Annotated in this window: 7 protein-coding genes; 3 read left to right on the forward strand and 4 right to left on the reverse strand. The window is 39.4% G+C overall.

What is annotated here, in order from left to right:
- Positions 1 to 94: 94 nt before the first annotated feature.
- The 3 genes from rpoB (at position 95) to CLV32_RS15110 (ending at position 8,681) form a co-directional block, all read left to right on the forward strand.
- Positions 95 to 3,898 carry a DNA-directed RNA polymerase subunit beta gene (gene rpoB / locus CLV32_RS15100; RefSeq protein ID WP_133556955.1) on the forward strand — a complete coding sequence of 1,268 codons (3,804 nt, stop codon included), beginning with the start codon at positions 95 to 97 and terminating at the stop codon, positions 3,896 to 3,898.
- 72 nt (positions 3,899 to 3,970) lie between these two features.
- Positions 3,971 to 8,254: a DNA-directed RNA polymerase subunit beta' gene (gene rpoC, locus CLV32_RS15105; RefSeq protein WP_133556957.1), complete on the forward strand. Its 4,284-nt coding sequence runs from the start codon at positions 3,971 to 3,973 to the stop codon at positions 8,252 to 8,254.
- 112 nt (positions 8,255 to 8,366) lie between these two features.
- Positions 8,367 to 8,681 carry a DUF3467 domain-containing protein gene (locus CLV32_RS15110; protein ID WP_133556958.1) on the forward strand — a complete coding sequence of 105 codons (315 nt, stop codon included), beginning with the start codon at positions 8,367 to 8,369 and terminating at the stop codon, positions 8,679 to 8,681.
- Here the strand turns inward: CLV32_RS15110 and miaA are convergent.
- The 4 genes from miaA to CLV32_RS15130 all read right to left on the reverse strand — a co-directional run bounded on the left by miaA (position 8,665) and on the right by CLV32_RS15130 (position 12,401).
- Positions 8,665 to 9,600, reverse strand: coding sequence for a tRNA (adenosine(37)-N6)-dimethylallyltransferase MiaA (gene miaA / locus CLV32_RS15115; RefSeq protein ID WP_133556959.1), 936 nt, complete (start codon positions 9,598 to 9,600; stop codon positions 8,665 to 8,667). The two genes, CLV32_RS15110 and miaA, sit on opposite strands and share 17 nt — an antisense overlap.
- Positions 9,600 to 10,253, reverse strand: a complete 654-nt coding sequence (locus tag CLV32_RS15120) for an IS1096 element passenger TnpR family protein (protein ID WP_133556960.1) — start codon at positions 10,251 to 10,253, stop codon at positions 9,600 to 9,602. Before CLV32_RS15120 ends, miaA begins: the two co-directional genes overlap by 1 nt.
- 55 nt (positions 10,254 to 10,308) lie before the next feature.
- Positions 10,309 to 11,718, reverse strand: a complete 1,410-nt coding sequence (locus CLV32_RS15125) for a CCA tRNA nucleotidyltransferase (RefSeq protein ID WP_133556961.1) — start codon at positions 11,716 to 11,718, stop codon at positions 10,309 to 10,311.
- A gap of 116 nt (positions 11,719 to 11,834) precedes the next feature.
- The gene (locus CLV32_RS15130; protein WP_208111016.1) at positions 11,835 to 12,401 is read right to left on the reverse strand and encodes an L-threonylcarbamoyladenylate synthase; all 567 of its coding nucleotides are present in this window, start codon (positions 12,399 to 12,401) and stop codon (positions 11,835 to 11,837) included.
- Between the last annotated feature and the right edge of the window lie 5 nt (positions 12,402 to 12,406).

The raw sequence follows: 12,406 nt of genomic DNA on the forward strand, positions 1-12,406 counted from the left end.
TGTTTATAAACATTTCATTTTGCTTGGTTGATGAAGTGGTATAACGGCAAACCAAACAAATAGTTTATTCTTAAAGTAAATTAACTTTAGTCCATTGGCAAATAAAGTCGACCAAAGAGTAAATTTTGCACGTAGTAAGCACATTATAGATTATCCTGATTTTCTAGATGTGCAGTTGCAATCATTCAGAGAATTTTTTCAGATCGAAACTACATCAGACAACCGTCACACAGAGGGATTGTTTAAGGTGTTTGCTGAAAATTTTCCAATCACAGATTCAAGGAATATATTCGTTTTAGAATTCCTTGATTATTTTATTGATCCCCCACGTTATGATATACCTGAGTGTATTGACAGGGGATTGACTTATAGTGTTCCGCTGAAGGCTAAATTAAAGCTTTCTTGTAACGATGCAGAACATGAAGATTTTGAAACCATTATTCAAGATGTATATTTAGGAACCATACCTTATATGACTCCTAAGGGTACATTTGTTATTAACGGTGCAGAACGTGTTATTGTATCTCAATTACACAGGTCTCCAGGTGTGTTCTTTGGCCAAAGCCGTCACACTAACGGAACCAAGTTATATTCTGCCCGTGTAATTCCTTTCAAAGGATCCTGGATTGAGTTTGCTACAGACGTTAACAACGTGATGTATGCTTACATTGATCGTAAGAAAAAATTCCCGGTTACCACTTTGTTAAGAGCCATCGGTTATGACTCTGATAAAGATATTCTTGAACTTTTTGATTTAGCTGACGAAGTAAAAGTTAGCAAATCTGGATTGAAGAAATTTATCGGTCGTAAACTTGCTGCAAGGGTACTAAGAAAATGGGTTGAAGATTTCGTTGATGAAGATACCGGTGAGGTAGTTTCAATAGATCGTAACGAAGTAATCTTAGATAGGGATACTGTTTTAGAAGATGACCACATTGATATGATCATTGATGCTGGCGTTAAAACGATCATCTTGTCTAAAGATGATGGTGCAAGTCAGGCTGATTATACCATTATATATAATACATTACAAAAAGATACTTCCAACTCTGAAAAAGAGGCTGTGGAAAACATCTACCGTGCTTTGCGTAACGCAGAACCACCTGATGAGGAAACAGCAAGAGGCATCATTGAACGTTTGTTCTTTTCGGATAAACGTTACGACTTAGGAGATGTTGGTCGTTACCGCATCAACCGTAAGTTGAAAATGGATACGCCTGATCATGTTAAGGTGTTAACCAAAGCAGACATTATTGCGATTGTTAAGTATCTGATCAAATTGATCAACTCTAAAGAAGAGGTGGATGATATCGATCACTTGTCTAACCGTCGTGTACGTACTGTAGGTGAGCAATTATATGCTCAGTTCGGCGTTGGTTTAGCTCGTATGGCTCGTACTATTCGTGAGCGTATGAATATCCGCGATAATGAGGTGTTTACACCAACAGATCTTATTAATGCCCGTACTTTATCTTCGGTAATTAATTCGTTCTTTGGAACAAACCAATTGTCGCAATTTATGGATCAGACGAATCCCTTGGCGGAGATTACGCACAAGCGTCGTTTGTCAGCATTAGGCCCAGGTGGTTTATCCCGTGAGCGTGCTGGCTTCGAGGTACGTGACGTTCACTATACGCATTATGGTCGTTTGTGTACAATTGAAACACCTGAGGGACCAAACATTGGTTTGATTTCATCACTTTGTGTTCATGCGAAAATCAATAACCTTGGGTTTATTGAAACACCTTACAAAAAAGTTCAGGATGGACTTGTTGTAGTAGATGAGCCTGTAATTTATCTTTCGGCAGAAGATGAGGATGGTAAAACCATTGCTCAAGCTAATGCTGAATATGATGAAAAAGGTAATTTCACTACTGCTCGTGTTAAAGCTCGTTATGAGGGTGACTTTCCAATTATCGAGCCTGAGAAATTAGACTTGATGGATGTTGCGCCAAATCAGATTACCTCAATCGCTGCATCATTGATTCCTTTCCTGGAACATGATGATGCAAACAGGGCTTTGATGGGATCCAACATGCAACGCCAGGCAGTTCCTTTGTTGCGTCCTGAAGCACCTATTGTTGGTACTGGATTGGAAGGCCGTGTGGCACGAGATTCAAGAACATTGATCAATGCAGAAGGCGATGGTACTGTTGAATATGTTGATGCTAACGAAATCACGATTAAATATGTAAGAAACGATGGAGATCGTTTAGTATCATTTGAAGGAGATAGCAAAACTTATAAATTAATTAAGTTCAAGAAAACCAACCAGAATACTTGTATCAACTTAAAACCAATTGTTAAAAAAGGGCAGAAAGTTGTTAAAGGTCAGGTATTGTGTGAAGGTTATGCAACTGAAAATGGTGAATTGGCTCTAGGAAGAAACTTAAAAGTAGCTTTCATGCCTTGGCAAGGATACAACTTTGAGGATGCGATTGTAATTAACGAACGTATTGTCAGAGAAGATATCTTCACTTCTTTACACATCGAAGAGTTCGAACTGGAAGTGCGTGATACTAAACGTGGGGAAGAAGAGTTAACACCAGATATCCCTAACGTTTCGGAAGAAGCAACAAAAGATCTTGACGAAAACGGTATTATCCGTATTGGTGCTGAGGTTAAAGAAGGCGATATCCTTATTGGTAAAATTACACCAAAAGGTGAGTCGGATCCTTCACCAGAAGAAAAATTACTTCGTGCAATCTTTGGTGATAAAGCAGGGGACGTTAAAGACGCGTCTTTAAAAACTCCTCCTTCGATCAAAGGTGTTGTAATCGATACCAAATTGTTCTCTAGAGCTAAGAAAACTACTAAAGCAGAGGAAAAATCTGCAATAGAGAAATTAGATAAGAGATACAATTTAGCTACTGAAAATCTGAAGGCTGAGTTGGTAGACAAATTATTCCAGATTGTGAATGGTAAAACATCTCAGGGTGTATTCAACGTTTACAAGGAACAATTGTTTCCTAAGGGTGCCAAGTTTACTCAGAAAAGTTTAGCTGATTTAGAATTTGCACACATCAACCCATACAAATGGACAACTGATGACGACAAAAATGATCAGATTAAATTGTTGATTCATAACTATGGTATCCGCGTGAATGAAGAGCTTGGAGCTTACAAACGTGACAAATTCGCAATTAGTGTAGGTGATGAGCTTCCTTCAGGAATCGTTCAGATGGCTAAAGTTTATGTTGCTAAGAAACGTAAACTTAAAGTTGGAGATAAGATGGCAGGTCGTCACGGTAACAAGGGTATTGTAGCCCGTATCGTTCGTGATGAGGATATGCCATTCCTTGAAGATGGAACTCCAGTGGATATCGTATTGAACCCGCTGGGTGTACCTTCGCGTATGAACTTAGGGCAGATCTACGAAACTGTACTAGCTTGGGCTGGTAAAGAATTGGGTGTGAAATTTGCAACTCCGATCTTTGATGGTGCAAAACATTATGAAGTAGAAGACTGGATTGCTAAAGCAGGACTACCTGCATCTGGTAGAACCTATTTGCATAACGGGTTAACTGGTGAGCGTTTCGATCAGCCTACCACTGTAGGTATCATCTACATGCTTAAGTTAGGTCACATGGTTGATGACAAAATGCATGCACGTTCAATCGGACCATATTCGTTGATTACGCAACAACCATTGGGTGGTAAAGCTCAGTTTGGTGGACAGCGTTTTGGCGAGATGGAGGTTTGGGCACTCGAAGCATTTGGTGCGGCCAATATCCTGCAAGAGATCTTAACCGTTAAATCGGATGATGTGATCGGTAGGGCCAAAACTTACGAAGCAATCGTAAAAGGAGAGAACCTTCCTACACCAGGTGTACCAGAATCATTCAATGTATTGGTACATGAGTTACGTGGATTAGGTTTAGATATTACGTTAGACTAAAAGTTTTAAGTCGGATGGTATGTTTTCAAAGGCATACCATCCTATACTTATCACTTAAAACTCAAAAAAGATATGTCTTACAAAAAGGATAATAAATTAAAAAGCAATTTCACCTCGATCACCATTAGTTTGGCGTCGCCGGAAGCTATTTTAGAGCGTTCGAGTGGAGAGGTGTTAAAACCTGAGACCATAAATTACCGTACTTACAAACCTGAGCGTGATGGTTTGTTTTGCGAGCGTATTTTTGGTCCGGTAAAAGATTACGAATGTCATTGCGGTAAATATAAACGTATTCGTTATAAGGGTATTGTTTGTGACCGTTGTGGTGTTGAAGTAACTGAAAAGAAAGTACGTAGAGAGCGTATGGGGCACATCAACTTGGTGGTTCCTGTTGCGCATATCTGGTATTTCCGTTCCCTGCCGAATAAAATCGGATATCTTTTAGGTTTGCCAACAAAAAGACTCGACCTGATCATTTATTACGAGCGTTATGTGGTAATCCAGGCTGGTTTAATGGGAGATCAGGGTATTCAGTATATGGATTTCTTAACTGAAGAAGAATATTTAGATATTCTTGATAAGTTACCTAAAGAAAATCAATATCTGGATGATAAGGATCCTAACAAATTCATCGCCAAAATGGGTGCTGAAGCCTTAGAAGATTTATTGAAACGCATTGATTTAGATACGTTATCATATAACCTGCGTCACCAGGCTGCTAACGAGACTTCTCAGCAACGTAAAAATGAGGCGCTAAAACGTCTTCAGGTTGTTGAAGCTTTCCGTGGTGCTAAAACCAGAATTGAGAATAATCCAGAATGGATGATTATCAAAATTGTTCCTGTTATTCCACCAGAGTTACGTCCGTTAGTACCTCTTGAAGGTGGACGTTTTGCTACGTCTGACTTAAACGATTTATATCGTCGTGTAATCATCCGTAACAATCGTCTAAAACGTTTGATTGAAATCAAAGCGCCGGAAGTAATTCTGCGTAATGAAAAACGTATGTTGCAGGAAGCAGTTGACTCATTATTTGACAATTCACGTAAAGTGAATGCTGTTAAAACTGAGGGTAACCGCGCCTTGAAATCTCTTTCAGATATTCTGAAAGGTAAACAAGGACGTTTCCGTCAAAATCTATTGGGTAAACGTGTGGATTATTCAGCACGTTCTGTAATTGTTGTTGGGCCTAACCTTAAATTGCATGAATGCGGTTTACCTAAGGATATGGCTGCTGAGCTATTTAAACCGTTTATCATTCGTAAGATGATCGAACGTGGGATCGTAAAAACAGTTAAGTCAGCGAAGAAAATTGTTGATAGAAAAGATCCATTAGTTTGGGATATTCTTGAAAATGTATTGAAAGGTCACCCTGTATTACTGAATCGTGCACCTACCTTGCACAGATTGGGTATTCAATCTTTCCAACCTAAGTTGGTAGAAGGTAAAGCCATTCAATTACACCCACTTGTTTGTACTGCATTCAACGCGGATTTTGACGGTGACCAGATGGCTGTGCATTTACCTTTAGGTCATGCTGCTATTTTGGAAGCCCAAGTTCTGATGCTTGCTGCACACAACATTTTAAACCCTGCAAATGGTACTCCGATTACTGTACCTTCACAGGATATGGTTCTTGGTCTATATTACATCACCAAAGGTCGTAGGACTGATGAGGGACGCGTAGTTAAAGGCCAGGATTCTATTTTCTATTCTGCGGAAGAAGTAATCATCGCATATAACGAGAAACGTATTGACCTTCATGCTTTTATTAAAGTAAAAGCTAACATCAAGGAAAATGGCGTTATTGTTAATAAATTAATTGATACTACTGTTGGACGTGTACTCTTTAACCAAATGGTTCCTGAGGAAGTTGGTTATATCAATGAGTTATTGACCAAAAAATCGTTGAGAGATATTATCGGCGAGGTTGTTAAAATCACAGGTATGGCGCGCTCTGCGAGGTTCCTTGATGATATCAAAGAACTTGGTTTCCAAATGGCTTTCAGAGGAGGTTTATCATTTAATTTACAAGATGTAAACATTCCTGTTGAGAAGCATGCTTTATTGGAACAAGCATCTGCTGAAGTAGATGAAGTGAGGAATAACTATAACATGGGATTCATTACTAACAACGAGCGTTATAATCAGATTATCGATATCTGGACTCGTATCAATAACAGACTGACATCATTCGTGATGACACAGTTATCGAGCGATAACCAAGGTTTCAACTCTGTATATATGATGCTTGATTCCGGGGCCCGTGGTTCTAAAGAGCAGATTCGTCAGCTTTGCGGAATGCGTGGTCTGATGGCTAAGCCTCAGAAATCGGGTTCAGGTGGTGAAATTATTGAAAATCCAATTTTATCGAACTTTAAAGAAGGACTGTCGGTATTAGAGTACTTTATCTCAACCCACGGTGCACGTAAAGGTTTGGCAGATACAGCCTTGAAAACGGCCGATGCTGGTTACCTAACACGTCGTTTGCATGATGTTGCACAAGACATGATTGTAAACGCTGAAGATTGCGGTACTTTAAGAGGTATGTACACTACTGCTCTGAAAGATAACGAGGATATTGTTGAGCCATTGTATGACAGAATTCTGGGACGTATTTCCCTGCACGATGTCTTCAATCCGTTAGATAGTACATTGCTTGTGTCTGCTGGTCAGGATATTGATGAAGAAATTGCGAGAGCAATTGATGATTCTCCACTGGAAGGTATAGAGATTCGTTCTGTATTAACTTGCGAGAACAAAAGAGGTGTTTGTGCCCTGTGCTATGGACGTAACCTTGCAACTGGTAAACGTGTTCAAAAAGGTGAGGCTGTAGGTGTAATTGCTGCACAGTCAATCGGTGAGCCGGGTACACAGTTAACACTACGTACTTTCCACGTGGGTGGTACCGCTTCCAACATTGCTGCTGAGTCACAGATCATTGCTAAATTTGATGGTATCATCGAATTCGAAAATGTTCGTACGGTAGAGAATGACACTGAAGAAGGCGTTAAACAAATTGTTTTAGGTCGTTCAGGAGAATTTAAAATCGTTGAAGCGGGAACAAATAAGATTATCATGACGAATAATATTCCTTATGGTTCATTCTTATATGTTGAAGATGGAGCGAAAATTACTAAAGGAGACAGGATTTGTTCATGGGATCCATACAACGCGGTTATTATCTCAGAGTTTGCCGGTAAGATTGAGTTTGATGCGATTGTTGAAGGTGTTACCTTCCGCGAAGAATCAGATGAACAAACTGGTCACCGTGAGAAAGTAATTATCGATACACGTGATAAAACTAAGAACCCTTCTGTAAGAGTAGTAGATAAAAAAGGTGAGTTAATCAGAGGATATAACATTCCTGTTGGTGCCCACATTGCTATCGACGAAGGTGAAGCAGTTAAAACGGGTCAGATTTTAGTTAAAATTCCTCGTGCAACAGGAAAAACAAGAGATATTACGGGTGGTTTACCACGTGTAACTGAATTGTTTGAAGCACGTAATCCTTCTAATCCAGCTGTTGTAACTGAGATTGATGGTGTGGTAACTTTAGGTGGCGTTAAACGTGGTAACAGAGAGATGACTATCGAGTCGAAAGACGGAGAAGTTAAAAAGTATCTGGTTCCATTGTCTAAGCACATTCTGGTACAGGATAATGACTTTGTAAAAGCTGGTATGCCATTATCTGATGGTTCAATATCACCTGCTGATATTTTAGCGATCAAAGGACCTGCTGCTGTTCAGGAATACTTAGTAAATGGTATCCAAGAGGTTTATCGTTTACAAGGTGTGAAAATCAACGACAAGCACTTTGAGGTTATTGTTCACCAGATGATGCAAAAAGTACATATTGAAGATCCGGGAGACACTAGTTTCTTAGAGAACAATTCTGTAGACCGTTGGGATTTCATGGTAGAAAATGATGAGATCTATGACAAAAAAGTTGTTGTAGAAGCTGGTGATTCAAATACCGTTAAACCTGGTCAGATTATTTCATTACGTAAATTGAGAGACGAAAATTCTCAACTGAAACGTAAAGATTTAAAACAAATTGAGGTGCGTGATGCAAGACCTGCAACTGCGAGTTCAATTCTACAGGGTATTACTCGTGCATCATTAGGTACTAAATCTTTCATCTCTGCAGCTTCCTTCCAGGAAACTACAAAAGTATTGAATGAGGCAGCTATCGCTGGTAAACGTGATAATATGTTAGGTCTGAAAGAAAACGTAATCGTAGGTCACTTAATTCCTTCTGGAACGGGTGTACGTGGTTACGAGAGAATCATCGTTGGTTCTCAAGAAGAGTACGACAAACTATTAGCTTCAAAACAAGAAGAAGTAGAAGCTTAATAATTATAACTAATGGAAATCCCCCTGTTGAAAGACAGGGGGATTTTTTTTGAAATATTTGAAATATAAATCCAATGCAGATTAAGTTGGATTAAAAAAGTAATTTTGTACAATGGAAGAACAAGCACAAGAAAACCAACTTAATATTGAACTGTCTGAAGAAATTGCAGAGGGTATATTTTCTAATCTGGCCATTATCACGCATTCTAATACCGAATTTGTACTCGACTTTATTCGTGTGATGCCAGGAATTCCAAAAGCTAAGGTTAAGTCTAGAATTATATTAACACCGGAACATGCAAAGCGCCTGATTAATGCGATGCAGGATAATATTGAGAAATTCGAGGCTATCAATGGAAGAATTAAAACACAAGAAGAGAACGCAGGGTTTCCTATGACTTTTGGTGGGCCTACAGCTCAGGCTTAGGACGCACTAGCATCACATCCAAGTCAGCAATAAGCGTTGATATCTGACTAGGGTGATACCACATCATTTCGCTATCTTTTCTGAACCAAGTGAGTTGACGCTTGGCAAATCTGCGGGTGTTTTGCTTGATACTGTTAATGGCGTCCTCTAAGGAAATAAGACCATCCAAATAGTCAAACAATTCAGAATATCCGACGGTTTTTAACGCGTTTAAACTACGGTATGGAAGTAATGAGCGCACTTCATCAAGAAGGCCGTTATCCATCATAAGATCGACTCTATAATTAATTTGATCATATAATTCCTGCCTGTCTTTATTCAAGCCAATTCTTATGATATTAAAAGGTCGCTTTTTTTTAGTGTTATGAAGGTATGCCGATAATTTCTGTCCGGTGGATAAGTAAAACTCCAAACCCCGGACCAATCGCTGAGGATTTTGCTGGTCAACCGATGCAAAATATTCAGGATCAACCACGCTGAGTTGTTCTTTTATCGGCTCTAATCCGCGCTCAAGGAAAGTAGCATTTAACTGCGCTCTAATATTTAGATCTGTTGCTGGAAGATCATCTAAACCGTTTAAAAGTGCATTAATATATAATCCGGACCCACCGACTAAAACGAGCACGTCGTATTTGGTAAAAAGTTCTTCAAGAAGTTTTATAGCAGCCTGTTCGAAATCTCCAGTGCTGAAAAAATCATGGATGTGGTGTGAATTGATGAAGTGGTGCTTTACAGCGGTCAGTTCATCAGCAGACGGCTTTGCCGTGCCGATTTCTGTCTCGATAAAAAACTGTCTGGAATCTGCCGAAATAATTTCGGTACGATAGTGTTTGGCTACCTCAATGCCCAGTGCTGTCTTGCCAACGGCCGTAGGGCCGGCAATAACAATCAGAGTTTTAGGGGTAGCCAAATCAGGCATTAGTAGTCCTCTTTACCTTCAAAATCCTCATCGTCAAAGCTGTCGGAATCTGAAAATTCATCACTGTCATCACTTTCCTCTTCGTCGCTGTCATCAGATTTATCTTCCGTATTGATTCCTCTTCCACCCATTGCCTCAAGTTCCTCGGTATCTTCAGGAACAAAATCCATTTCGTTCAGAAAATCAAAATCAGTAGACACCGGATTGCTTGATACGGCAACGGCACCAAAACTATTTTTGTCAATTATTTTAGGAGCCTCACCAGTGCTTTTAAATAAAAATGGATAATTAATCTTTGGATCATCTTCAAGGATGATTTTGATCAATTCAACATGAAAATCAAACGGGCGATCGAAGTTGTAGATATAGTAAAATTTTTGGTGGGGATCTTCAATAAAACTACTCAATTTAGAGTTTTCCATAAGGGCAACACCTCTATCCTGTTTACGCTGATTTGGCTGAAAAGCAATTTCATCGCCTTTAATCCAATGATCAGTACTAACATAGAATGAGGAAGATTTCTCAAAACTGTAGCCGGTGGAGCGGTGAATTGCTTTGTGCAAGTCTTCAAATGTCTGAGTAGATTTGATATCAATCTCTCTTATTACCTCATCAAAATCTTCAAAACTTACTCTAAATCTATAAATTGCCATTAGAACTTCTTTACTGTTTTATAAAATTAAAAAATAAAATATATTCTTCAGTATCCTATTGATGTGATACCGGTTTTAATCCAAATTCCTTGGCTTTATTCAGCATAAACTGCAAAGCGGTATCGTAGCTGTTTGTAATCTCGCCTTCCAGGATAGCCTCACGTATTGCATTTTTAAGGAGCCCAACTTCCTTGCCAGCTTTTAATCCAAAGACTTCCATGATGTCTGTTCCGGAAATAGGCGGTTGCCAATTACGGACTTTGTCACGTTCTTCCACATCCTTGAGTTTTTGTTTGACCAGCTCAAAGTTGTTTCTATATTTCTTAATCTTATAGTCGTTCTTCGTTGTGACATCAGCATTGCAGAGTATCATCAGACTTTCAATATCTTCCCCGGCATCAAAAAGTAAACGGCGTACAGCAGAATCTGTCACTACCTCTTGGGCAAGCACAATCGGGCGTAAATGTAACTGTACTAACTTCTGAACGTATTTCATTTTCTCATTGAGCGGCAGTTTCAGCTGTCCGAAAATATGAGGAACCATTCTGGCACCTTTATCCTCATGACCGTGGAATGTCCAGCCATGCCCTTCTTCAAATCGCTTAGTAGCAGGTTTAGCGATGTCGTGTAAGATTGCGGCCCATCTTAACCACAGATCCTCTGTTGCTCCGCAAATGTTATCCAGAACTTGCAAGGTATGGTAAAAATTGTCTTTGTGTCCTTTACCATTTATAATGTCTACTCCATATAAATTAGCCATCTGTGGGAAAATAATATGCAATAGTCCAGTATCAAATAAATACTTAAATCCAACCGAGGGAACTTTAGACAAAATGATCTTATTTAATTCATCTGTGATCCGTTCCTTAGACACAATGCTGATGCGCTCTTTTTGCTGACTGATCGCTTCGAGTGCTTTAGCGTCGATTGTGAAATTTAACTGCGATGCAAACCGTATCGCACGCATCATTCTTAATGGATCATCAGAAAATGTGGCTTCAGGCTCAAGTGGTGTCCGAATCAATTGATGTTGTAAATCAGCTACTCCGTCAAAAGGATCGACCAGATCGCCCAAATTTTCTTTATTCAAGGAAATGGCCAACGCATTAATTGTGAAATCGCGCCTCAGTTGATCGTCTGCGATAGTTCCATTTTCCACAATAGGTTTTCTGGAATCAGCACGGTACGACTCCTTTCTTGCTCCAACAAATTCAATTTCCAAATCCTGATATCTTAGCATAGCGGTGCCGAAATTTTTAAATACGCTAAGTTTAGTGTTCAGTTTTTTAGCAACCAACTCAGCATAGTCTATTCCGTTGCCCAGGATAACGATGTCAATATCTTTAGACGGCCGTTTTAACAACAAATCACGAACAAAACCTCCGATCACGTATGCTTCAATTTGATTGCTTTGCGCTATATCAGCTAAAACAGTGAAAACAGGATGCTGTATATATTCTTTCATTGGTGTCTGTTATTTACCCGGCTATAAATCCCTTGGTCGTTTGTCTGCGTTATTACACAGTTCTATGGATGATCATTCAGCTGGAGACCGAGCAGTTTTTGCAAAAGTAATAAAACTTACTTTCTTATAAAGGAAAACTCGCCTCCAGGGCCAATTTTTATGATTGTAGAAGGTTTGTTTTTCGTCACCTCAAACTGTTCAGCTTCCACCACGTAATCCGCGAGGTCGATTATCTCTTGATCAATATCTGCGAAAGATTCGGGTGTCGGGCGACCTGAAATATTTGCGGACGTTGATACGAGTGGTTTACGAAAGCGCTGTATGAGCTGTTTGCAAAACTCGTGTCTAACCACTCTAATGCCAACACTTCCATCGGGATTAATCACGTTAGGTGCTAGATTTTTGGCATTAGAAAAGACAACTGTCAGGGGATGCTCAGCAAACTCAATAAGATCATATGCTACTTCAGGTACATCATTAACATAGCTCTGTATCTTGGAATCAGTGTCTAGTAAAATGATAAAGCTTTTATCAGCAGTGCGCTGTTTGATCGTATTTATGCGTTCCACAGCTTCAGGATTAGCAGGGTCACAGCCCAACCCCCATACAGTATCAGTAGGATAGAGGATCACGCCCCCGTTTTTTAATACGGATAATGCAGACTCTAGATCTTTTTTAAACATGTTGT

It is taken from the genome of Pedobacter duraquae (assembly GCF_004362245.1).
Lineage (GTDB): Bacteria > Bacteroidota > Bacteroidia > Sphingobacteriales > Sphingobacteriaceae > Pedobacter > Pedobacter duraquae.